We start from the raw sequence: 23,394 nt of genomic DNA on the forward strand, positions 1-23,394 counted from the left end.
GCCACTACTATCGTTCCACTTTCTATGACAATAACGACAGCCTGATGCCAAAATTACGCCTGATTGGATTAACTTTACTCGCACTTAGCGCCACTGCAGTCTCTCATGCCGAAGAAAAGCGCTATGTCTCTGACGAACTGAACACCTGGGTCCGCAGCGGTCCGGGAGATAATTATCGCCTCGTGGGTACGGTTAACGCCGGCGAGGAAGTCACGCTATTACAGACCGATGCCAACACCAACTACGCCCAGGTGAAAGACAGCACCGGACGTACCGCCTGGATCCCACTGAAAGAGCTGAACAGTACGCCGAGCCTGCGTACCCGCGTTCCCGACCTGGAAAACCAGGTTAAGATCTTGACCGATAAGCTCAATAATATCGATACCACATGGAATCAGCGTACCGCCGACATGCAGCAAAAGGTAGCGCAGAGCGACAGCGTGATTGACGGGCTGAAACAAGAAAACCAGAAGCTGAAGAACGAACTTATCGTGGCGCAAAAGAAGGTGAGCGCAGCCAACCTTCAGCTTGATGACAAGCAGCGTACTATCATCATGCAATGGTTTATGTATGGCGGCGGCGTGCTGGGTCTTGGTCTGCTGCTCGGTCTGGTTCTGCCACACATGATCCCAAGCCGTAAACGCAAAGATCGCTGGATGAACTGAATCGCCTTCTCCGCCACACTGACATATGATTAAGGGATGTTTTTTTCAAAAGGAAAGTGGCGTGAAGATTTATCTGGTCGGTGGTGCTGTTCGGGATGCGTTATTAGGGCTACCGATTAAAGATAAAGATTGGGTCGTTGTCGGTGCCACGCCGCAAGGAATGCTCGACGCGGGTTACCAACAGGTAGGCCGCGATTTTCCCGTGTTTCTGCATCCGCAAACCCGGGAAGAGTATGCGTTGGCGCGTACTGAACGCAAATCAGGTTCGGGATATACCGGATTCACCTGCTACGCCGCGCCAGATGTGACGCTGGAGGCCGATCTTCAGCGGCGCGACCTGACCATCAACGCAATGGCCCGCGATGACAACGGGGAGATTATCGACCCCTATAACGGACGCGATGATCTGGAAAACCGCCTGCTGCGTCATGTTTCCCCGGCTTTTGGCGAAGATCCACTGCGCGTGCTGCGCGTAGCGCGCTTTGCTGCCCGCTATGCGCACCTTGGCTTTCGTATTGCCGACGAAACCATGACGCTGATGCGCGATATGAACGCCGCTGGCGAGCTGGAACACTTGACGCCAGAGCGCGTGTGGAAAGAAACGGAAAGCGCCTTAACCACCCGCAACCCACAGGTATTTTTTCAGGTCCTGCGCGACTGCGGCGCACTGCACGTTCTGTTTCCTGAAGTGGATGCTCTGTTCGGCGTTCCCGCGCCCGCGCAGTGGCACCCGGAAATTGATACCGGTATTCACACGCTGATGACGCTGTCGATGGCAGCCATGTTAAGCCCGGAGGTCGACGTGCGTTTCGCCACGCTGTGCCACGATCTTGGCAAAGCATTAACGCCTAAAACGCTATGGCCGCGCCATCATGGCCACGGTCCGGCGGGCGTTAAGCTGGTCGAGCAACTGTGTCAGCGCCTGCGCGTGCCGAATGACATCCGTGATTTAGCCAAACTGGTGGCCGAGTTCCACGACCTGATTCATACCTTCCCGATCCTGCAACCGAAAACAATCGTTAAGCTGTTTGATTCCATCGATGCATGGCGCAAACCGCAGCGCGTGGAGCAAATAGCCCTCACCAGCGAGGCCGACGTGCGTGGGCGAACCGGTTTTGAAGCGGCGGATTACCCGCAAGGCAGGCTGTTGCGTGAAGCCTGGCTGGTTGCACAGGCGGTTCCCACGAAAGATGTCGTGGAAGCGGGATTCAAAGGTCAGGCAATTCGTGAAGAACTGACCCGGCGTCGCATTGCGGCGGTGGCCAACTGGAAGGAGAAGCGGTGTCCTAAACCCACCGCCTGAACGAATATCACCCGTAGGCCGGATAAGGCGAAACGCCGCCATCCGGCACCACGGTAAGTCATCAGAAGAACACGACGTAAACGGCAGCCGCCACAATAAAGCGGTAAATCGCAAACGGAATGAACGAGATACGCTTAATCAGCTGCAGGAAGGTTTTGATCGCGACAAGCGCCACGATAAACGCCGTCACAAAACCGACTGCAAACATCGGTAAATCTGATGCGCTAAGAAACGACCAGCTCTTGTAGAGATCCAGCGCCGTCGCGCCCATCATCATCGGCACCGCCAGCAGGAATGAAAACTCAGAAGCCGCATAACGGCTCACGCCCATCAGCATACCGCCAGAAATCGTCGCCCCTGAGCGAGAAAAACCCGGCCACAGCGCCAGACACTGGAAACAGCCAATCATAAATGCCTGGCGATAGGTCATATCATCCAGACCCGGCGCGCGCGGCTCTTTCGGCTTCAGGCATTCTGCAGCAATCAGCAGTACACCACCCACCACCAGCGCATACATCACGTTGATCGGGTTAAACAGCGACTTGATGGTGTCGTGGAACACCAGTCCCAGTACAACCGCCGGAATCATCCCCAACAGGATATGCCCCAGCGTCAGTCGACCTTTGCCAGTACCTTCATGCGGGGCCTTGCCGAAGTGAATGCCGATCAGGCCAAACAAACGTCGCCAGAACATCACCACCACTGCCAGAATAGACCCCAATTGGATCACCACCTCGAATGTTTTTGCGGTATCACCCTCAAAACCCAACAGGTGGCCAACAATAATCATATGGCCGGTACTGGAAACGGGTAAAAATTCCGTCAATCCTTCGACCACACCCAAAATTGCCGCCACCAGCAGCGAGTGCATATCACTCATTAATAAACCCCTAGATAGAGAAAACACGGCAAAAAAGAGCCGACGAAAGGACTCTTTTATACCCGTTTGATTTAGAAATTATTAAATTAATTATTTTCTTTCAGATTATTGCCACGCTCAATGACGACCCCGACGTTTGCCGCACGGGCTACCGCGCCAGGTTTGCTGAGTTTGATCCGCACCCACGGTGAATTAAAGCGGTTAAGTAGCAAATCCGCCACCTCTTCCGCCACACGTTCTACCAGCGCAAAACGCCCACCTTCCACATGATTAACAACCGTTTGAGCAATATCAGCATAGCTCAGGCAATCAGCCACATCATCGCTTTTAGCTGATTTGCGGTTATCCCATGCCATTTCGATATCGAACACCAACCGTTGTTCGATCGTTTGTTCCCAGTCGTAAACACCAATAGTGGTGATTACAGAAAGTTGCTCTATAAATACAATATCCATCACGACCTGCCTGCTTTTTGGCTAACCCGGATACCACTTCCGGCGAAATATGCGTATTATCCACAGAAGTAGCGTTTTACACGACATTTTCAAAACGGAACAGCTTATGAGTGCAATCGCGCCTGGAATGATTATCTTCGCGTACCTCTGTGGCTCAATTTCCAGTGCTATTCTGGTATGCCGCCTTGCTGGATTGCCGGACCCGCGCGACAGCGGCTCTGGGAATCCGGGCGCGACAAACGTGCTGCGCATCGGTGGCAAGGGAGCCGCCGTCGCGGTACTGATTTTCGACGTCCTGAAAGGTATGTTACCCGTCTGGGGTGCCTATGCGCTCGGCGTCAGCCCCTTCTGGCTGGGATTGATCGCAATCGCCGCCTGTCTGGGACACATTTGGCCGGTATTTTTCGGCTTTAAAGGTGGAAAAGGCGTTGCCACCGCCTTTGGCGCAATTGCGCCGATTGGCTGGGACTTAACTGGTGTGATGGCCGGAACCTGGCTACTAACCGTCCTGTTAAGCGGCTATTCGTCGTTAGGCGCTATCGTCAGTGCGCTGATCGCCCCTTTTTACGTCTGGTGGTTCAATCCCCAGTTCACTTTCCCGGTGTCCATGTTGTCGTGCTTAATTCTGCTTCGTCACCATGACAACATTCAGCGTCTGTGGCGTCGTCAGGAGCCGAAGATCTGGACCAAGCTAAAGAAAAAACGCGAAAAAGACCCCGAGTGATTTTATTGTCGGATAGCGACGCGTCGGCGTCTTATCCGGCCTCGGGGATGTGATACCCCTCCACCGGTTTGCCTAATCGGTTCTGACACCACGTCGCCAGAAACTCCACGCACACGCGAAGCTTCACGCTGCGATACAGCGGCTCCTGATAAACCGCCCAGATATTAGCGCTCTGCGCATAGTCCGACAGCACACGCACCAGCTCGCCGCTGGCCAGAAACTGTTGTACGTCCCATTCAGAACGCAGCATGATCCCTTTTCCCTGTAGTGCCCACTGCGGCACAATCTCACCGCTGTTAGAAGAAAGATGTCCCGCCACCTTAACCGACTTTTTCTCCTGACCGTTATCCAGTTCCCACACCCCGTGAGTCATATCCCGTTCTTTGGTGACCAGACAATCATGCCGAATTAATTCCTGTAACGTCGTCGGCTCACCGTATTTTTGTAAATACGTCGGTGCTGCGCATAATATCCTTTTATTTTTCGTTAACAAATGCGCAATATAATAATCAGGAATTTCATCATTGATACGAATATCCAAATCGATATTATCCTGCGCCAAATCAATTTGCCGATCGTAAAGTTCAAAATGTACCTGTAATTCAGGATAGCTGTGCATCAATTCTGTAATTGCCGGTGCAATATAACTGCGCCCAAAACCAAAGCTACAGCCGATACGAATCATTCCTGCCGGACGCGTTTTGAGTTGCGTAACGTCATCGACCAAATGTTGATAACCTGCGAGGATCGCTTGCGCGTGTTCATAGCAACGTTGGCCACTCTCCGTTAGCGCCACGCCGCGCGCCGAGCGGCTTAGCAATGTAGCCCCTAGCGTGGACTCGAGGATCTGAATGCGCTTCGTCACAAACGCTGGCGTCTGGCCCAGCGTCGCAGCGGCGGCGCTAAAGCTGCCGCTATGAACAATTTCAACCAGCACCTGTAGATCTTTCGCCAGGGGATACGTATTCAGCATGATCGGTAATCCGTAATGTGATTAACCGCAGTGTAATTCTCCCATACGTATTAAACCCTGCCCTGGCGCAATTTTTATTGCCTTATCTGGACATCATTCACGAACTGTTAATTAGATATTCACAGTGCCAAATAATATAAAACCACATTTTTAGTGGTAGTTTGTGGCGGAGAATTTATTTCCAGACAAATAAAAGAACTGGAGTTAATAAGATGAGCAATCAAAATAACCAACATGCGATAACTACGCTGACGAACATTGTCGCCGACTTTACCGCCATGATTTCTACCCGCATGCCTGACGATGTTGTGGATAAATTAAAACAGCTGCGTGAAGGCGAAACCTCGCCGATGGGTAAAATCATCTACCACACCATGTTTGACAACATGCAGAAAGCTATCGACCTGAACCGCCCTGCCTGTCAGGACACCGGGGAGATTATGTTCTTCGTGAAGGTCGGTTCCCGTTTTCCGCTACTTGGCGAACTGCAAAGCATTCTGAAGCAGGCTGTTGAAGATGCCACGGTAAAAGCGCCGCTGCGCCATAACGCGGTTGAGATTTTTGACGAAGTGAATACCGGAAAAAATACCGGTACCGGTGTGCCGTGGGTCACCTGGGACATCATCCCTGATAACGATGACGCGGAAATCGAAGTCTACATGGCAGGCGGCGGCTGTACGCTGCCGGGGCGCTCGAAAGTGTTAATGCCTTCTGAAGGCTATGAAGGCGTGGTGAAATTTGTCTTCGAAAATATCTCCACGCTGGCAGTTAACGCCTGTCCTCCGGTGCTGGTGGGCGTGGGTATTGCCACCTCTGTCGAAACCGCTGCCGTGCTTTCTCGTAAAGCGGTGCTGCGCCCAATCGGATCACGCCATCCAAACCCAAAAGCGGCAGAACTGGAACTGCGCCTGGAAGAAGGACTTAACCGTCTGGGCATTGGGCCGCAAGGGTTGACCGGGAATAGCTCAGTGATGGGCGTGCATATCGAATCCGCCGCACGCCACCCGTCGACTATCGGCGTTGCCGTCTCTACCGGCTGCTGGGCGCATCGTCGCGGCACGCTGTTGGTTCATGCCGACCTCTCCTTCGAAAACCTGTCTCACACCCGGAGCGCGTTATGAAAAAGATCCTCACAACCCCGATCAAAACCGAAGATCTGGCAGACATTCGCGTTGGCGATGTCATTTACCTGACCGGCACGCTGGTGACCTGCCGTGACGTTTGCCACCGTCGCCTGATCGAACTGAAGCGCCCGATTCCTTATGACCTGAACGGCAAAGCCATTTTCCATGCGGGCCCGATCGTCCGTAAGAACGGTGAAAAATGGGAGATGGTCTCCGTCGGTCCAACCACGAGTATGCGTATGGAAGCCTTCGAGAAAGAGTTCATCGAGCAGACCGGCGTCAAACTGGTGGTCGGTAAAGGCGGTATGGGACCGTTGACAGAAGAAGGCTGCAAGCAGTTTAAATCACTGCACGTCATCTTCCCGGCAGGTTGCGCCGTACTGGCGGCTACTCAGGTTGAAGAGATTGAAGAAGTGCACTGGACGGAGCTGGGCATGCCGGAATCCCTGTGGGTGTGTCGGGTCAAAGAGTTCGGCCCGCTGATTGTGTCCATCGACACCCACGGCAACAACCTGATCGCCGAAAACAAAAAGCTGTTCGCTGAACGTCGCGATCCTATCGTCGAAGAAATCTGCGAGCACGTGCACTACATCAAATAACCCTCCCGGAGGGGCGTAACGCCTCTCCCTCTTCGCAGGGATACAACAATGGCACCTTTAGCTGGTTGGTGGCGATACCTGGCTCCGCTGGTGGTCATCGCCATTATTGCTGTTCTGCCCGTCCCCACCGGTCTTGAGAGTCACACCTGGCTCTATTTTGCCGTCTTTACCGGTGTGATTGTCGGGCTTATTCTGGAACCTGTACCGGGCGCGGTGGTGGCGATGATTGGCATTTCGATCATCGCTGTCCTTTCACCGTGGCTGCTGTTCAGTCCGGAGCAACTCGCGCAGGACGGTTTTAAATTTACCGCCAAATCGCTGTCGTGGGCGGTATCTGGATTCTCAAACTCGGTCATCTGGCTGATCTTCGCGGCCTTTATGTTTGGTACTGGCTATGAGAAAACCGGCCTTGGTCGGCGAATCGCGCTGATGCTGGTGAAAAAGATGGGGCACCGGACGTTATTTCTCGGCTATGCGGTGATGTTCTCCGAACTTATCCTCGCTCCCGTCACGCCTTCCAACTCCGCGCGCGGAGCCGGAATAATCTACCCGATTATCCGCAACCTGCCGCCGCTGTATAACTCGCAGCCCAATAGCGCCAGTTCACGCTCCATTGGCTCGTACATCATGTGGATGGGCATTGTCGCTGACTGCGTTACCAGCGCTATTTTCTTAACGGCGATGGCACCAAATCTGCTGTTGATCGGCCTGATGAAGGGCGCGTCCCACACGGCGCTGAGCTGGGGCGACTGGTTCTTAGGCATGCTGCCGCTGAGCATTTTACTGGTGCTGATCGTGCCGTGGCTGGCGTACCTGCTGTATCCACCGATGCTGAAATCCGGCGATCAGGTTCCACGTTGGGCGGATACAGAGCTAAAAGCGATGGGACCGCTCTGCGCTCGCGAGAAAAAGATGCTGGCACTGATGGTCGGCGCGCTGGTGCTGTGGATCTTCGGCGGCGACTACATTGACGCCGCAATGGTCGGATACAGCGTGGTGGCGTTGATGCTGGTACTACGCATCATTAGCTGGGATGACATCGTCAGCAATAAAGCCGCATGGAACGTCTTTTTCTGGCTGGCCTCGCTGATAACGCTCGCCACCGGGCTCAATAACACCGGCTTTATCTCCTGGTTTGGCAAGCTGCTGGCGGGAGGACTGAGCGGCTATTCGCCGATGATGGTGATGGTGGCGCTGATCGTGGTGTTCTATCTGCTGCGCTACTTCTTTGCCAGCGCCACGGCGTATACCTCTGCCCTCGCGCCGATGATGATTGCCGCCGCGCTGGCAATGCCGGAAATCCCGCTACCGGTCTTCTGCCTGATGGTCGGCGCCGCCATTGGCCTAGGCAGCATTCTGACCCCGTACGCCACCGGTCCTAGCCCTATCTACTACGGCAGCGGTTATTTGCCAACGGTGGATTACTGGCGACTCGGCGCTATTTTTGGCCTGATTTTCCTCGTGCTGCTGGTGATCACCGGTCTGATCTGGATGCCCCTCGTTTTACTGTAATCTCCCTTGGGCGGCATATTGTCGCCCCTTAATCCATAAGCTTCTCATATGATCGATTTCCCGATGCGCTGAGGCATACTTTTTTGTATGCAAACACCCTCATGCTGATAGGGGAAACGCTCTGGACACGGTTGCGCACGAGACACTCACACGAGGCTGGCAGGCCGAACTGGAACTGCATTTTTCCTGCACCGGGCACAAAACGGTGCTCGCCTCGGCGCGTCATCATGGTCCATTGACAGTTCAGCGCCCGTTTTACCCGGAAGAGGACGTCTGCCACCTCTATTTGCTGCATCCACCTGCGGGGATCGTTGGCGGGGATGAGCTTCATATTGCCGTCACACTCGACGAAAACAGCCATGCGTTAATCACCCAGCCCGGCGCGGGCAAGTTTTATCGCAGTCGAGGGCCACAAGCGTTGCTGCGCCAGCATTTTACCCTCGCCTCGCACGCCACGCTGGAGTGGCTGCCGCAGGATACGATCCTCTTTCCCGGCGCCAACGCCGCTATTCAGACCGTCTTTCATCTGACATCCGCAAGTCGCCTGCTGGCCTGGGATCTGCTGTGTCTTGGCCGACCGGTTATGCAGGAAACTTTCAGCCACGGCCTGCTGCAAAATCGCCTGGAAGTGTGGCGAGATGGGCTGCCGCTGCTGATAGAACGCTTGATATTGCAGGAGGGGAATCTGAGCGGCGTCGCGCATCATCCCTGGGTCGGCACGTTGCTGTGTTATCCGGCCGACGAACACATGCTGGAGGGCACGCGGGAGCGGCTTATGGCGCTTGGCGATTACGCCGGGGCAACGCTTAACGACTCGCTGCTGACAATCCGTTTTCTTGCTAACGACAACCTGGTTGTTCAGCGCGTTATGCGTGACATCTGGCAATTTTTGCGCCCGCTGCTGACACATAAAACGCCTGTACTCCCGCGAATCTGGCAAACCTAAGAGAACCCTTATGGAACTGACCCCCAGAGAAAAAGATAAGTTGTTGCTGTTTACCGCCGCGCTGGTGGCGGAACGTCGCCTGGCCCGCGGGCTGAAGCTGAACTACCCGGAATCGGTGGCGCTGATTAGCGCTTTCATCATGGAAGGGGCGCGCGACGGGCAAACCGTGGCCGCGCTGATGGAGGACGGGCGTCACGTCCTGCGCCGCGATCAGGTGATGGAAGGCGTACCGGAAATGATCCCGGATATTCAGGTTGAAGCCACCTTTCCGGACGGATCGAAACTGGTCACTGTCCACAACCCGATCGTCTAAGGAGCGGCAATGATCCCAGGTGAATATCAGATCGCAAAAGGCAGTATCGCACTTAATCAGGGGCGAGAGATCTGCACGATCGTGGTGGAAAATCATGGCGACAGGCCCATCCAGGTGGGATCGCACTATCACTTTTTCGAAGTGAACCCGGCGCTGCACTTTGACAGGCTGGCCGCACGCGGCTTTCGTCTGAACATTGCTGCGGGCACAGCGGTGCGTTTTGAGCCAGGACAAAAACGCGAAGTCGAACTGGTGCGCGTTGCTGGCGCACAAAGGATCGTGGGTTTTCGCAGCGAAGTGATGGGCGCGCTGGAGGCAGATAATGAGTGACATTTCCCGGCAGGCGTACGCCGACATGTTTGGCCCAACCACCAGCGATAAAGTGCGCCTGGCGGATACTGACCTGTGGATCGAAGTGGAAAAAGACTTCACCACCTACGGTGAAGAGGTCAAATTCGGCGGCGGAAAAGTGATCCGCGACGGCATGGGCCAGGGGCAAATGCGCGCCGATGCATGTGTGGATCTGGTGATAACCAACGCGCTGATCGTCGATCACTGGGGGATCGTGAAAGCAGATATCGGTATCAAAGCCGGCAGGATCTTCGCCATCGGCAAGGCAGGTAATCCCGATATTCAGCCCAACGTTACGATCCCGATAGGCGTGGGAACTGAAGTCATCGCCGGGGAAGGCAAGATCGTCACCGCAGGCGGCGTGGATACGCATATTCACTGGATCTGCCCACAGCAAGCGCAAGAGGCGCTGGTTTCCGGCGTGACGACGATGATCGGCGGCGGCACCGGTCCGGCCGCAGGCACTCACGCCACCACCTGTACGCCGGGTCCGTGGTACATCGCACGCATGCTGCAGGCGGCAGACACGTTACCGGTTAACATCGGTTTACTGGGCAAAGGTAACGGCTCAAATCCTGACGCCTTGCGCGAGCAAATCACCGCGGGCGCAATTGGCCTGAAAATCCATGAAGACTGGGGTGCCACGCCCGCCGCTATTGACTGCGCACTGACCGTGGCCGACGAGATGGACATCCAGGTCGCGCTGCACAGTGACACGCTCAATGAGTCCGGTTTCGTGGAAGATACGCTGGCGGCGATTGGCGATCGCACCATTCATACTTTTCACACCGAAGGCGCGGGCGGCGGTCATGCGCCGGATATCATCACCGCCTGCGCGCATCCGAATATCCTGCCCTCCTCTACGAACCCGACGCTGCCCTATACCATCAACACCATCGACGAGCATCTCGACATGCTGATGGTTTGCCACCATCTCGATCCGGATATCGCCGAAGACGTGGCCTTTGCCGAATCACGCATTCGCCGGGAAACGATCGCTGCCGAAGATGTGCTGCATGACATTGGCGCCTTTTCCCTGACCTCGTCCGATTCACAGGCAATGGGGCGCGTGGGCGAAGTGATCCTGCGCACCTGGCAGGTGGCACACCGTATGAAGGCGCAGCGTGGACCTTTGGCAGAAGAAACCGGCGACAACGACAACCTGCGCGTTAAACGCTACGTCGCCAAATACACCATCAATCCGGCGCTAACCCACGGTATCGCCCATGAAGTCGGCTCCGTTGAGCCTGGCAAACTGGCCGATCTGGTGCTGTGGTCACCGGCCTTCTTTGGCGTAAAACCAGCGACGATCGTTAAAGGCGGGATGATCGTCTGTGCGCCGATGGGCGACATCAATGCCTCGATTCCCACCCCACAGCCGGTGCATTACCGCATGATGTTCGGCGCACTTGGCGCAGCGCGGCATCACACCCGGCTGACCTTTATTTCGCAGGCCGCTGATGCGCAAAACATCGCGCAGCAGCTCAACCTGCAAAGCGCCATCGCCGTCGTTAAAGGCTGCAGAACAGTGAAAAAGGCCGACATGATCCACAACGACCTGCAACCCAATATCACCGTCGATGCTCAGACCTACGAGGTGCGTATTGATGGCGAACTGATTACCAGCGAACCGGCAAACGTTTTGCCGATGGCACAACGCTATTTTCTGTTTTGAGGAGTGACGATGATCTACCTGACCCAACGCCTTGACCACGCTCACCGCGTCACCGCAAGCGTCACGCTACCCATTGATATGCGAGTAAAAAGTCGTGCCAGAGTGGCGCTGAACGACGGTCGCGAAGCCGGGTTGATGCTACCGCGCGGTTTGCTGTTACGCGGTGGCGACCTGCTGACCACCGACGATGGCAGCGAGGTGATCGAAGTGATCGCCGCGCCGGAGTCGGTTTCCGTGGTGCGCTGCGCCGATCCTTTCCTACTCGCCAAAGCCTGTTATCACCTCGGCAATCGCCACGTTCCGCTACAAATTCTGCCGGATGAGCTGCGCTACCACCACGATCATGTGCTGGACGCCATGCTGCGCCAGTTCAACCTCGAGGTGACGTTCGCCCAGTTGCCGTTTGAACCGGAGGCAGGCGCTTATGCCAGTGAATCACACGGGCATCATCACGGCCATGCGCACTGATGCATAACACCCAACAACTGCGTCTGATGCAGCTCGCCAGCAGCGCACTCCCGGTGGGGTCGTTTACCTGGTCCCAGGGTCTGGAGTGGGCGGTGGAGATTGGCTGGGTGAAAAGCGTCGATGACTTCTCTGCCTGGCAAATTCAGCAGATGGAGCAGAACTTTTTTACCGTCGACCTACCGCTGCTGGCGAGACTGTATCGCGCCTGCGAGCAGGACGATCTCGACGCCGCACGCCGCTGGAGCGCTTACCTGTTAGCCTGTCGCGAAACCCGCGAACTGCGGGATGAAGAACGCAGTCGGGGCGCGGCGTTTACGCGGCTGGTCACCGACTGGGAGGCGGATTGCTCGCGAGAGTGGCGCACTCTCTTCGCCGACAGCCAACTCTGCGGCATGGCCTGGCTGGCCGTGCGCTGGAGAATTCCCCTGACCGAACTGGCGTTAAGCCTCGGCTACAGCTGGATTGAGAGCGCTGTGATGGCTGGCGTCAAGCTGGTTCCTTTTGGACAACAGGCGGCCCAGCGTTTGATTATTGCGCTCTGCGGTCGCTATGCGCAGGGTCTGGCTCAGGCGCTGGCGACGCCTGACGCCAGTCTCGGCTCCGCAACGCCGTTGGCCGCTATCGCGTCTGCCCGGCATGAAACCCAATATTCCCGATTATTCCGCTCCTGAGGAGAAAAAATGAGTAACTACAAGCATCCCCTGCGTGTGGGCGTTGGCGGCCCGGTCGGCTCCGGCAAAACGGCGCTGCTGGAAGCGTTATGCAAATCCATGCGCAGCAGCTATCAACTGGCGGTAGTCACCAACGATATCTACACCAAAGAAGATCAGCGCATTCTCACCGAGGCGGGCGCACTGGAGCCAGACAGGATCGTCGGTGTGGAAACCGGCGGCTGCCCACATACCGCCATCCGCGAAGATGCGTCGATGAATCTGGCTGCCGTAGAGGCGCTGAGCGAGAAATTCGGCAATCTGGATCTGATTTTTGTGGAAAGCGGTGGCGATAACCTGAGCGCCACCTTTAGTCCGGAATTAGCGGATCTGACGATCTATGTGATCGACGTTGCCGAAGGCGAGAAGATCCCGCGTAAGGGAGGACCGGGGATCACTAAATCCGATTTTCTGGTTATCAATAAAACCGATCTGGCCCCTTACGTCGGCGCCTCGCTGGAGGTGATGGAACGCGATACCCTGCGTATGCGCGGGGAGCGTCCATGGACGTTCAGCAATTTAAAATCCGGAGAGGGTCTGGAAAAAATTATCGCGTTTCTGGAAGAGAAAGGAATGCTGCGGATGTAGCGTCTTGCCCGGTAACATTGCGCCACCGGGCAAAAAATCACGCCGCCGGTAATTCCGCCAGCGGCCAGCGTGGGCGCACGGTTACGCCAAGATCCGCCGTTGCGCCCGCTTTAAAACGCACCATGCCCGCGTAGGCGATCATCGCCCCGTTGTCGGTACAAAATTCCGGACGCGCGTAAAATACTTCGCCACGACGTTTTTGCATCATTTCAGCCAATTTTGCGCGCAGCGTACGGTTCGCGCTCACGCCCCCCGCCATCACCAGACGTTTAAAACCGGTTTGATCCAACGCGCGTTTGCACTTGATCATCAGCGTATCAACTACCGCATCTTCAAAGGCACGGGCGATATCTGCGCGCGTCTGATCGTCATTTTCGTTATTACGAATGGTATTCGCGGCAAAGGTTTTCAGCCCGGAGAAGCTGAAATCCAGCCCCGGACGATCGGTCATCGGGCGCGGGAAGACAAAACGTTTTTCAACGCCTTGCGAGGCCAGCTTTGACAACATTGGACCGCCAGGATAATCCAGCCCCAGCAGCTTGGCGGTTTTGTCGAACGCTTCGCCAGCAGCATCATCAATCGATTCGCCCAGCAGTTCATACTGACCGATACCGGTGACGCTGATAAGCTGCGTGTGACCGCCAGAAACCAGCAGCGCGACGAACGGGAACGCAGGGGGATTATCTTCCAGCATTGGCGCCAGCAGATGCCCTTCCATGTGGTGTACAGGAATTGCCGGTACGCCCCAGGCGAACGCCAGCGAACGTCCTACGGTTGCGCCAACCAGCAGCGCGCCAACCAGACCAGGACCTGCGGTATACGCCACCGCATCGATCTCTTTTGCCGTCAGTCCCGCCTCTTTCAGCGCGGCCTGGATCAGCGGTACGGTTTTACGTACGTGATCGCGCGAGGCCAGTTCTGGCACTACGCCGCCGTAGTCAGCGTGTAATTTCACCTGACTATACAATTGGTTGGCTAAAAGACCTTTTTCATCGTCGTAAATGGCGATGCCGGTTTCATCGCAGGATGTTTCAATACCCAGTACACGCATGACTTGTTTTACCTCGCTCTATTACCGCGCAGTGTAGGACCAATGCGGGTTGATGTAAAACTTTGTTCGCCCCAAGAGTTCCGCTCGTGTATACTCCTTGTCCTTATAAAAGTCCCTTTCAAAATCGCGTCGGTGCTTTACAAAGCAGCAGCAATTGCAGTAAAATTCCGCACCATTTTGAAATAAGCTGGCGTTGATGCCAGCGGCAAACCGAATTTATTAAAGGTGAGAGTTACATGCCGGTAATTAAAGTACGTGAAAACGAGCCGTTCGACGTAGCACTGCGTCGCTTCAAGCGTTCATGCGAAAAAGCAGGTGTTCTGGCGGAAGTTCGTCGTCGTGAGTTCTATGAAAAACCGACTACCGAACGTAAGCGCGCTAAAGCTTCTGCTGTGAAACGTCACGCGAAGAAACTGGCTCGCGAAAACGCACGCCGTACTCGTCTGTACTAATCCATTGAGAGCCAAAGCTCTCAATTCAGACTGAGTTGTAGTTGTAAGGCCGTGCTTCCGGAAGGAATGCGCGGCTTATTTTCGTTTATACACGTCATCATTCAAGCTGCCTCAGTGTTGGCTGCAGTCGCTCACCCCAGTCACGTACTGATGTACGCTCCTGAGGATTCGCTTCCTTGCCGCCTTGATGCATCCTGAATGATTTTGTGTATATGAGTCATCAAAAAACAGGGGCTTATGGCTGGACGAATTCCTCGCGTTTTTATCAATGACCTGCTGGCAAGAACCGACATCGTCGATCTCATCGACGCGCGGGTAAAGCTGAAAAAGCAGGGCAAAAATTATCACGCGTGCTGTCCGTTTCATAACGAAAAAACCCCCTCTTTCACCGTAAACGGTGAAAAACAGTTTTATCACTGCTTTGGGTGTGGCGCGCATGGCAACGCCGTCGACTTTCTCATGAACTACGACAAGCTCGAGTTTGTGGAAACCGTCGAAGAACTGGCCGCAATGCACAACCTTGAAGTGCCCTATGAAGCAGGCAGTGGCCCCAGTCAGATAGAGCGCCATCAACGGCAAAGCCTTTATCAATTGATGGATGGCCTGAACACTTTTTATCAACAGTCTTTGATGCAACCCGCCGCTACCCCTGCGCGCCAGTACCTGGAAAAGCGAGGATTAAGTAGCGACGTTATCACCCGTTTTGCTATTGGTTTTGCGCCCCCCGGCTGGGACAACGTCCTGAAACGGTTTGGCGGCAATGCTGAAAATCGCAAATCGCTGGTTGATGCGGGGATGTTGGTCACCAACGATCAGGGACGCAGTTACGATCGCTTCCGCGAACGGGTGATGTTCCCCATCCGCGACAAACGTGGTCGGGTCATTGGTTTTGGTGGACGCGTGCTGGGCGATGCCCTGCCGAAGTATCTGAACTCCCCGGAAACCGATATTTTCCATAAAGGTCGCCAGCTGTATGGTCTTTATGAAGCCCAGCAGGATAACGCCGATCCACAGCGTCTGTTAGTGGTAGAAGGCTATATGGATGTGGTGGCGCTGGCGCAATACGGCATTAACTACGCCGTGGCATCCCTTGGGACGTCAACCACCGCCGATCACATCCAACTGTTGTTCCGCGCAACGAACAACGTAATTTGCTGTTACGACGGCGACCGTGCCGGACGCGACGCAGCATGGCGCGCGCTGGAAACCGCACTGCCCTATATGACAGACGGACGCCAGCTACGCTTTATGTTTTTACCTGACGGCGAAGATCCCGATACGCTGGTGCGCAAAGAAGGGAAAGAGGCCTTTGAAGCGCGGATGGAGCAGGCGTTGCCGCTCTCTGCGTTTTTATTTAACAGCCTGTTGCCGCAGGTGGATTTGAGTACCCCAGACGGACGCGCACAGCTCAGCACGCTGGCATTACCGCTGATTACTCAGGTACCAGGCGAAACGTTGCGCATTTACCTGCGACAGGAGTTGGGAAACAAGCTCGGCATTCTGGATGACAGCCAGCTTGAACGTTTAATGCCAAAACTGGCAGAAAATGGGGCTTCCCGCCCTGTTCCACAGCTAAAACGTACGACCATGCGTATACTTATAGGGTTGCTGGTGCAGAACCCGGAGCTTGCCCCGCTGGTTCCACCGTTAGGCGCACTGGATAGCAATAAGCTGCCTGGACTTGGCTTATTCAGAGAACTGGTCAACACTTGTCTGGCTCAGCCAGGTCTGACCACCGGGCAACTTTTAGAACACTACCGTGGCACAAATGATGCTGCGACCCTTGAAAAACTGTCGATGTGGGACGATATAGCAGATAAAGATATCGCAGAAAAAACCTTCACCGACTCACTCAACCATATGTTTGATTCGATGCTTGAACTGCGCCAGGAAGAGTTGATAGCTCGTGAGCGCACACACGGTTTAAGCAGCGAAGAACGCCGGGAACTCTGGACGCTGAACCAGGAACTGGCCAAGAAATAAGAGAAAGACAAAACAAAGACAAAATCATTCGCGTTGTATCAAGGCAGCAAGTAAACGAACGCAGCTAACGCAGAGACAACGTGAAAGATGAAGTATTTAACGGCTTAACTGCCGAATATCGATCGGGAAGCCCCCGACAGCCGCACGGAGAGGCAGCGGCAAAATATAAGTATGCCCTCGTTTTGCCGTTGGCGGTTTTACCGCCCAACACCAATCAAACGAATTAAGTGTGGATACCGTCTTATGGAGCAAAACCCGCAGTCACAGCTGAAGCTTCTTGTCCAACGTGGTAAGGAGCAAGGCTATCTGACCTATGCCGAGGTCAATGACCATCTGCCGGAAGATATCGTCGATTCAGATCAAATCGAAGACATCATCCAAATGATCAATGACATGGGTATTCAGGTGATGGAAGAAGCACCTGATGCCGATGATCTGCTGCTTGCTGAAACCTCCAACAGCACCGATGAAGACGCGGAAGAAGCGGCTGCCCAGGTTCTGTCCAGCGTTGAGTCCGAAATCGGTCGTACAACTGACCCGGTCCGCATGTACATGCGTGAAATGGGTACCGTTGAACTGTTAACCCGCGAAGGCGAAATCGACATCGCTAAACGCATCGAAGACGGGATTAACCAGGTTCAATGCTCCGTTGCCGAATACCCGGAAGCTATCACCTACCTGCTTGAGCAGTACGATCGCGTAGAAGCTGAAGAAGCACGTCTTTCCGATCTGATCACTGGCTTTGTCGATCCAAACGCGGAAGAAGACATGGCGCCAACGGCGACCCACGTCGGTTCTGAACTCTCTCAGGAAGAGATGGATGACGATGAAGACGAAGATGAAGAAGATGGCGACGACGACAGCAGCGATGATGACAACAGCATCGACCCTGAGTTAGCGCGTGAAAAATTCGGTGAACTGCGTACTCAGTACGAAATCACTCGCGACACCATCAAAGCGAAAGGCCGCAGCCATGCTGCCGCGCAGGAAGAAATTCAGAAGCTGTCCGAAGTGTTCAAACAGTTCCGCCTGGTGCCGAAGCAGTTCGACTACCTGGTAAACAGCATGCGCGTCATGATGGACCGCGTGCGTACTCAGGAACGTCTGATCATGAAGCTCTGCGTTGAGCAGTGCAAAATGCCGAAGAAAAACTTCATCACCCTGTTCACTGGCAACGAAACCAGCGAAACCTGGTTCAACGCGGCAATCGCGATGAACAAACCGTGGTCTGAAAAACTGCACGATGTGGCAGATGACGTTCACCGCGGCCTGCAGAAACTGCAGCAGATTGAAGAAGAAACCGGCCTGACCATCGAGCAGGTTAAAGATATCAACCGTCGCATGTCCATCGGTGAAGCGAAAGCCCGCCGTGCGAAAAAAGAGATGGTTGAAGCGAACTTACGTCTGGTTATCTCTATCGCTAAAAAATACACCAACCGTGGCCTGCAGTTCCTGGATCTGATTCAGGAAGGTAACATCGGTCTGATGAAAGCGGTTGATAAGTTTGAATACCGTCGTGGTTACAAGTTCTCCACCTATGCAACCTGGTGGATCCGTCAGGCGATCACCCGTTCGATCGCGGATCAGGCGCGTACCATCCGTATCCCGGTACATATGATTGAGACTATCAACAAGCTCAACCGTATCTCCCGTCAGATGCTGCAAGAGATGGGCCGCGAGCCTACGCCGGAAGAACTGGCTGAACGCATGCTGATGCCGGAAGACAAGATCCGTAAAGTGCTGAAGATCGCTAAAGAGCCTATCTCCATGGAAACGCCGATCGGCGACGATGAAGATTCGCATCTGGGTGATTTCATCGAGGATACCACCCTCGAGCTGCCGCTGGACTCTGCGACCACCGAGAGCCTGCGTGCCGCAACGCACGACGTTCTGGCTGGCCTGACCGCCCGTGAAGCGAAAGTTCTGCGTATGCGTTTCGGTATCGATATGAACACCGACCACACGCTGGAAGAAGTCGGTAAACAGTTCGACGTTACCCGTGAACGTATCCGTCAGATCGAAGCGAAAGCGCTGCGTAAACTGCGCCACCCGAGCCGCTCTGAAGTACTGCGTAGCTTCCTCGACGATTAATCGTTTCTGTTATTAAGAAGCTCCCTCCGGGGAGCTTTTTTTTGGGATTTTCCGCAGTGTACAAAAATTGGTAGGGGGCATTGCCCATACATGCAATTGTAAATGATATTTATTTTCATTATCATTTTTCTTTTCGTAAACAACTGTAAAGAAAAATGACATGAATTTAAAAACATTAAAAAATCAGTCCCTCTGCGCGCTTGCGATTTCACTGGCACTTTATACCGGTTCAGCCCTGGCAAAAGACTTTACTGAGGATCAGTTCGCCTCTCAGACGCTTGGTCATGGCGTTTACGAACTGGCTTATGACGCCGGACAACAGGCTATCTATGCAGCCTCTGCCCCCTCTTTCGACAAAGATAAAACCGCCGGTGAAGTGTTCCTGTTTTCAACTGAATCATTAAAAGTCGATGAGCGGATCGCCACCGAACGCCGTCCTTTTGCGGTCTCACTGGATGAACCTAACCACATTCTCTGGCTAGGTAATGCGCTGGATGGCTCACTGACCCTGCTGGATACCCGCACCCATAAAGAAGTGAAAATGCTTCAGCTTGCAGACGAAGAAAATAAAGCCCACGTTCGTGAAGTGGTGCTCGACAAGAAGCACCACCGTCTGTATGTCTCCGGTATTGGCAGTGAAAATAAAGGTGTGCTGTGGGTTGTCGACACGTATAACCAGAAACTATTACACGCCCTCAAAGGGATGGATCCGGTCGGTTTCGCCGTTGATGAAGCTGGCGATAAAGTTTACGCCGTCACTGGCAAAGGCGAACTGGTTACCCTGGATGGCAAAACGTCGCAGGTTCTGTCGCGTGTGAAGGTTGACCCCTCCGAGCCGAAGCATTACTTCCTGAACATCGCGTTGAACACGGCCAAAGGCGTCGGATTTATCGCCGATACCAACACCGCCGACGTGCTGGTAGTCCAACTGGGCAGCGGTAAAATTGTTCACCGCGTTCCCACGCCAAACTCTATCGCTGCGGTCTATAACCCTGCCCGCAACGAAGTGTATGTTACCCATCGCAATGCCCGTCAGATTAGCGTTATCGATGCCAACACTTACAGCCTGAAGCACACCATCAAAACGGCAGCAATGCCAAACAGCATGGTGCTTTCTCCTGACAGCAAAACGCTCTTCGTTAGCGTGAAGCAGGATGAAAAAGCCAACAAGGCTGACTATGTACTCAAGCTCGATTTAACCCAGTTCTGAGGAATGCGTTGTGATTAACCAGACTCGTACCGCGCTGGCGATTTCGCTCGCCCTTGCCAGCCTCCCGGCGACTGTTTTCGCCGAAGAAACCACACCAGATAATGAAGATCAACTGGTGGTCACCGCCACCGGTTTCGCACAGGAACGCCGTGAGGCACCGGCGACCATCTCCGTCGTCGGCGAGAAAGAACTGAACACCCGCTCTAACCAGAACGTCACCGAAGCCCTTCGCGAGATGCCCGGCGTATTGGTGGGTAATGGCAACGGTAGCCTTGCCACAGGCGATGTGCAGATGCGCGGCATGGACTCGACCTATACCTCCTACATGGTCAACGGCATCAAACAAGGCACCCGCGAATCGCGTCCTTACGGACACCATATCGGGACAGAGGCTGCCTTTTTACCGCCGCTTGCTGCTATCGAGCGAATCGAGGTGATTCGCGGACCGATGTCCTCACTGTATGGCTCTGACTCCATCGGCGGCGTGGTCAATGTCATCACCAAAAAAGGCTACAACCTCGATAAATGGACGGGTGTGCTGGAAGATAACTACTTCCTGCAAGAGAAGAGCGAGTACGGTAACACCAACCAGACTAATGTCTTCCTGATGGGGCCAATTATCCCCAGCAAGCTCGGAGTGAGCGTAGCGGCGGATTATCTTGATCGCCGTGATGACGACAGCATCTCCGATGAGCGCTTTGTGAAGCACCAGGCTGGCAATCTGGATGCCACCATCAACATGTCGCCGACCGACACCCAACTGTGGGATTTGAACGTCGTCAAAGGGCATCAGGTAAAATCACACAATGATAAAGCCTGGCAATGGGACTTTGACCGCGATGCCGCTTCACTTGCGCAGCATGCCTGGTACGGCGACGATCTGCTGGAAGTGAAGAACTTCATCAGCTACGAGAACGCTAAAACCGAGTATCGTGTGCCGGGCATGAGTTCGCAGTTCATCAAGCAGAAAAACTATGAAGCCAACAGCGCGAACACCTTTACGCTGGGCGACCACAAGCTGACGCTGGGGATCAACTTCACCCGTAATGAGCTGGACGACACTTTCGGCATCGAAAATAAAGAAGTGCCGGGCATAACGCCGGTCAGCAAGATCACCCGTGACGGCTGGGCCATCTTCGCGGAAGATGCCTGGATGATGGTTCCGGACTTCACCCTCACCACCTCGGCGCGTCTCGATCACGACAGCTACTTTGGCTATCACGTCACGCCAAAACTCTACGGTAACTGGACGATTGACGAAAGCTGGGCGCTGAAGGGCGGCGTATCGGCGGGCTATAAAAAACCGGACCTGCGTGAGAACAATGAAGGTTTCACCAGCGTCTACGGTTCGTATCCGTATTCCTTCATTGGGATCGGCAACGATGACCTGAAACCTGAGCAGAGCGTCAACACCGAGCTGGGCGTCTACTGGCAACAGGACACACTGGCACTGGATGCAACCGTGTTCTTCACCAAATTCAAGGACAAGATCAGCGACTACACCATCTGTACCGCAACGGCCACGCAGAAGTGCATTTACAACGGGTATGAAGCGGAAGAAGTCTCGCAGTATTTCAACGTCAGTGACGCGGAAATCTATGGCCTGGAGCTGAACGGCGACTGGCAGGTCACTACCGCGCTGAAAGCGAACGCGAACTACACCTATACCCACAGCGAGCAAAAGAGTGGTCAGTACAAGGGAGAGGCACTGAACGAGTTCCCGACGAGCATGGCCAACCTGTCTCTGACATGGAATGCACTTAACGATCTTGAACTGTGGAGCAAAGCCAGTTGGCGCAGCAATACGCCTGACATCGGCAAATCAACGTCAACCGACGCCTATGCGCTGGTCGATTTAGGCGCACGCTACCATCTCAACAAGAGCATCACATTGATGGCGGGGGTTTATAACCTGTTCGACGTGAACCCAATCTACAAAACGTCCTATAACCAGTCTTCCATCCTGGAAGGACGCCGCTACAACATGGGCGCACGCTTCGAGTTCTGACAGTGACGCCGGAGCCTAAGGCTCCGGCAGTTACAGGCCGCGCGCCTTCAACGCCACATTCACTTCCCGATACGCCTCTACCAGTTTATCCAGCGTGATCCGGCTTAACCCGCTGGGATTCGGCAATACCCATATTTGCGTCGCGCCAATGGTCAGCGTCTGTTTTCCCCACTGCGCCCCACGCTGGCTAAGCCCCTGCTCAAATGCCTGCTTCCCGAGGATAGCGAGCGCGGCTGGTTGATACTCTTCTATTTTCTCAATAAGCAGACGACCGCCGCTACGCATCTCTTGTAGCTTTACCTCATTGGCTTGCACCGTTGGTCTGTCGACAAACTTAGTCACGCCGCAGCGGAAGTCCAGCAGATGCTGTGCCTCTTCAGGTTTAAGCTGGCGATCGGTAAACCCCGCCTGATGGATAACCTTCCAGAAGCGATTAGCGGGGTGTGCAAAGGGGAATCCTGTACCTGCGGAAGATAACCCCGGATTGATGCCGCAAAACACCACCCGCAGCCCCGGTGCCAGTATGTCCTTAACCATAATTACTCCGAACAATACATCAGAGGAACAAGTATAACGGACTGAAAATACATTGTTTATAAAAACAGCATCCGTACGCTTATGTCTGGATTGCAACGCGGAGTTACTTTATAATCCACCGCCACGGCCCCTTAGCTCAGTGGTTAGAGCAGGCGACTCATAATCGCTTGGTCGCTGGTTCAAGTCCAGCAGGGGCCACCAGACTTCAAGGACTTGCGAGAAATCGCAGGTCCTTTTTGTTATTGGAAATATATGCAATTGTTGGCAAAGCCAATAATTGGATGGCTCTGAATGCGTAGCGGGGGATGGCGAGGGAATAAGGATATATCATGCGATACGCCAGCCCATATCGCTGGCATTCCATTTGGACGCCGCCATCCCGAGATGGAAACGTCCGTTAGAGTTTGATTCGATAGTCAGCTCACACTAGCTCTTTGAGCTGCTCCTGCATATAGGTTGAAAAATACTCTGGGTTCTTGATAAGGATGCGGTTACCGGAGGCAACTTTTTCTGCCCATCCGGCCACTTTTTTCGTGAACTCGGGATTCCATCCCTCCTGCTCACCCCGTGCCATCACAACTTCCGGACTCGCTGGCACACCTAAGTCATGCAAATACTTTAAGATTCCCTTAGCGGTGCTTTCATCCATTGAATGGGGTACTGACGCCGAAGTGTTCATACCACCAATAAAATCCAATGCTTTCTCAATTGCTGTTGGCATGCTCTTATCCTTAAAATTAACCACGTGAGAGACACATTTATACTATGTACCCAAC

The 23,394-nt window shown here is 54.2% G+C and carries 24 protein-coding genes and 1 tRNA gene; 19 read left to right on the forward strand and 6 right to left on the reverse strand.

Annotation, left to right across the window (positions count from 1 at the left end; translation table 11 throughout):
* Positions 1-44 precede the first annotated feature (44 nt).
* Both OGV74_RS08060 and OGV74_RS08065 read left to right on the forward strand, forming a co-directional pair.
* A complete protein-coding gene (locus tag OGV74_RS08060; protein ID WP_003024650.1) occupies positions 45-665 on the forward strand; it encodes a TIGR04211 family SH3 domain-containing protein in 621 nt (206 codons plus the stop codon).
* A gap of 61 nt (positions 666-726) precedes the next feature.
* Entirely contained in the window at positions 727-1,968 is a 1,242-nt protein-coding gene (locus OGV74_RS08065) for a multifunctional CCA addition/repair protein (protein ID WP_286520636.1), read from the forward strand.
* Positions 1,969-2,029: 61 nt separating this feature from the next.
* Here OGV74_RS08065 and bacA read toward each other — a convergent pair whose 3' ends face one another.
* Together bacA and folB are read right to left on the reverse strand one after the other, a co-directional pair.
* On the reverse strand, positions 2,030-2,848 hold the full coding sequence (gene bacA / locus OGV74_RS08070; protein WP_048218609.1) for an undecaprenyl-diphosphate phosphatase: 819 nt from the start codon (positions 2,846-2,848) through the stop codon (positions 2,030-2,032).
* A gap of 86 nt (positions 2,849-2,934) precedes the next feature.
* Positions 2,935-3,303, reverse strand: a complete 369-nt coding sequence (gene folB / locus OGV74_RS08075) for a bifunctional dihydroneopterin aldolase/7,8-dihydroneopterin epimerase (RefSeq protein WP_003838117.1) — start codon at positions 3,301-3,303, stop codon at positions 2,935-2,937.
* Between the two features lie 106 nt (positions 3,304-3,409).
* Here folB and plsY point away from each other — a divergent pair, with 106 nt between their 5' ends.
* Positions 3,410-4,027, forward strand: coding sequence for a glycerol-3-phosphate 1-O-acyltransferase PlsY (gene plsY, locus OGV74_RS08080; RefSeq protein ID WP_003024662.1), 618 nt, complete (start codon positions 3,410-3,412; stop codon positions 4,025-4,027).
* 31 nt (positions 4,028-4,058) lie between these two features.
* Here the strand turns inward: plsY and ttdR are convergent, their stop codons facing one another.
* Positions 4,059-5,000 (reverse strand): L-tartrate utilization transcriptional activator TtdR, encoded by a 942-nt coding sequence (gene ttdR / locus OGV74_RS08085; protein ID WP_286520638.1) that lies wholly within the window; start codon positions 4,998-5,000, stop codon positions 4,059-4,061.
* 212 nt (positions 5,001-5,212) lie between these two features.
* Between ttdR and ttdA the strand changes: the two genes are divergently transcribed.
* The 10 genes from ttdA (at position 5,213) to ureG (ending at position 13,286) form a co-directional block, all read left to right on the forward strand.
* Positions 5,213-6,121: a L(+)-tartrate dehydratase subunit alpha gene (gene ttdA / locus OGV74_RS08090; RefSeq protein ID WP_016150995.1), complete on the forward strand. Its 909-nt coding sequence runs from the start codon at positions 5,213-5,215 to the stop codon at positions 6,119-6,121.
* Positions 6,118-6,723: a L(+)-tartrate dehydratase subunit beta gene (gene ttdB, locus OGV74_RS08095; protein ID WP_086504580.1), complete on the forward strand. Its 606-nt coding sequence runs from the start codon at positions 6,118-6,120 to the stop codon at positions 6,721-6,723. Before ttdA ends, ttdB begins: the two co-directional genes overlap by 4 nt.
* A 48-nt stretch (positions 6,724-6,771) precedes the next feature.
* Positions 6,772-8,235 (forward strand): anion permease, encoded by a 1,464-nt coding sequence (locus tag OGV74_RS08100; RefSeq protein ID WP_086504581.1) that lies wholly within the window; start codon positions 6,772-6,774, stop codon positions 8,233-8,235.
* A 121-nt stretch (positions 8,236-8,356) separates the two neighbouring features.
* Positions 8,357-9,181, forward strand: coding sequence for an urease accessory protein UreD (locus OGV74_RS08105; RefSeq protein WP_199880213.1), 825 nt, complete (start codon positions 8,357-8,359; stop codon positions 9,179-9,181).
* A gap of 10 nt (positions 9,182-9,191) precedes the next feature.
* Entirely contained in the window at positions 9,192-9,494 is a 303-nt protein-coding gene (locus OGV74_RS08110; protein WP_003024678.1) for an urease subunit gamma, read from the forward strand.
* A gap of 9 nt (positions 9,495-9,503) precedes the next feature.
* Positions 9,504-9,824, forward strand: coding sequence for an urease subunit beta (locus OGV74_RS08115; RefSeq protein ID WP_003024680.1), 321 nt, complete (start codon positions 9,504-9,506; stop codon positions 9,822-9,824).
* Positions 9,817-11,520, forward strand: a complete 1,704-nt coding sequence (gene ureC / locus OGV74_RS08120) for an urease subunit alpha (RefSeq protein WP_086504583.1) — start codon at positions 9,817-9,819, stop codon at positions 11,518-11,520. Before OGV74_RS08115 ends, ureC begins: the two co-directional genes overlap by 8 nt.
* A gap of 9 nt (positions 11,521-11,529) precedes the next feature.
* Complete coding sequence (gene ureE / locus OGV74_RS08125) at positions 11,530-11,988, forward strand: urease accessory protein UreE (protein ID WP_003024684.1); 459 nt, start codon at positions 11,530-11,532, stop codon at positions 11,986-11,988.
* Complete coding sequence (locus OGV74_RS08130) at positions 11,988-12,659, forward strand: urease accessory protein UreF (RefSeq protein ID WP_003024687.1); 672 nt, start codon at positions 11,988-11,990, stop codon at positions 12,657-12,659. The genes ureE and OGV74_RS08130 overlap by 1 nt, the downstream gene beginning before the upstream one ends.
* A gap of 9 nt (positions 12,660-12,668) precedes the next feature.
* Positions 12,669-13,286 (forward strand): urease accessory protein UreG, encoded by a 618-nt coding sequence (gene ureG / locus OGV74_RS08135; RefSeq protein WP_003024692.1) that lies wholly within the window; start codon positions 12,669-12,671, stop codon positions 13,284-13,286.
* A gap of 37 nt (positions 13,287-13,323) precedes the next feature.
* Here the strand turns inward: ureG and tsaD are convergent, their stop codons facing one another.
* Complete coding sequence (gene tsaD, locus OGV74_RS08140) at positions 13,324-14,337, reverse strand: tRNA (adenosine(37)-N6)-threonylcarbamoyltransferase complex transferase subunit TsaD (RefSeq protein ID WP_003024694.1); 1,014 nt, start codon at positions 14,335-14,337, stop codon at positions 13,324-13,326.
* Positions 14,338-14,573: 236 nt separating this feature from the next.
* Between tsaD and rpsU the strand changes: the two genes are divergently transcribed.
* The 5 genes from rpsU to OGV74_RS08165 all read left to right on the forward strand — a co-directional run bounded on the left by rpsU (position 14,574) and on the right by OGV74_RS08165 (position 22,081).
* Complete coding sequence (gene rpsU / locus OGV74_RS08145) at positions 14,574-14,789, forward strand: 30S ribosomal protein S21 (RefSeq protein WP_001144069.1); 216 nt, start codon at positions 14,574-14,576, stop codon at positions 14,787-14,789.
* Between the two features lie 237 nt (positions 14,790-15,026).
* Positions 15,027-16,772 (forward strand): DNA primase, encoded by a 1,746-nt coding sequence (gene dnaG, locus OGV74_RS08150; protein WP_003024697.1) that lies wholly within the window; start codon positions 15,027-15,029, stop codon positions 16,770-16,772.
* 243 nt (positions 16,773-17,015) lie between these two features.
* On the forward strand, positions 17,016-18,863 hold the full coding sequence (gene rpoD / locus OGV74_RS08155; protein WP_003024699.1) for an RNA polymerase sigma factor RpoD: 1,848 nt from the start codon (positions 17,016-17,018) through the stop codon (positions 18,861-18,863).
* A 160-nt stretch (positions 18,864-19,023) separates the two neighbouring features.
* Positions 19,024-20,073, forward strand: a complete 1,050-nt coding sequence (yncE, locus tag OGV74_RS08160) for a 7-bladed beta-propeller protein YncE (protein WP_086504584.1) — start codon at positions 19,024-19,026, stop codon at positions 20,071-20,073.
* A 10-nt stretch (positions 20,074-20,083) separates the two neighbouring features.
* A complete protein-coding gene (locus OGV74_RS08165) occupies positions 20,084-22,081 on the forward strand; it encodes a TonB-dependent receptor domain-containing protein (protein WP_003838090.1) in 1,998 nt (665 codons plus the stop codon).
* Positions 22,082-22,111: 30 nt separating this feature from the next.
* On the opposite strand, the gene mug is transcribed toward OGV74_RS08165, so the two are convergent.
* The gene (mug, locus tag OGV74_RS08170) at positions 22,112-22,618 is read right to left on the reverse strand and encodes a G/U mismatch-specific DNA glycosylase (protein ID WP_048218614.1); all 507 of its coding nucleotides are present in this window, start codon (positions 22,616-22,618) and stop codon (positions 22,112-22,114) included.
* 125 nt (positions 22,619-22,743) lie between these two features.
* Between mug and OGV74_RS08175 the strand changes: the two genes are divergently transcribed.
* Positions 22,744-22,819, forward strand: a tRNA-Ile gene (locus tag OGV74_RS08175).
* Between the two features lie 220 nt (positions 22,820-23,039).
* Here OGV74_RS08175 and OGV74_RS08180 read toward each other — a convergent pair.
* A complete protein-coding gene (locus tag OGV74_RS08180) occupies positions 23,040-23,363 on the reverse strand; it encodes a DUF1889 family protein (protein WP_001573898.1) in 324 nt (107 codons plus the stop codon).
* Positions 23,364-23,394 lie beyond the last annotated feature (31 nt).

The organism is Citrobacter sp. Cf116 (genome assembly GCF_030336505.1).
Taxonomy (GTDB): Bacteria; Pseudomonadota; Gammaproteobacteria; order Enterobacterales; family Enterobacteriaceae; genus Citrobacter; species Citrobacter freundii.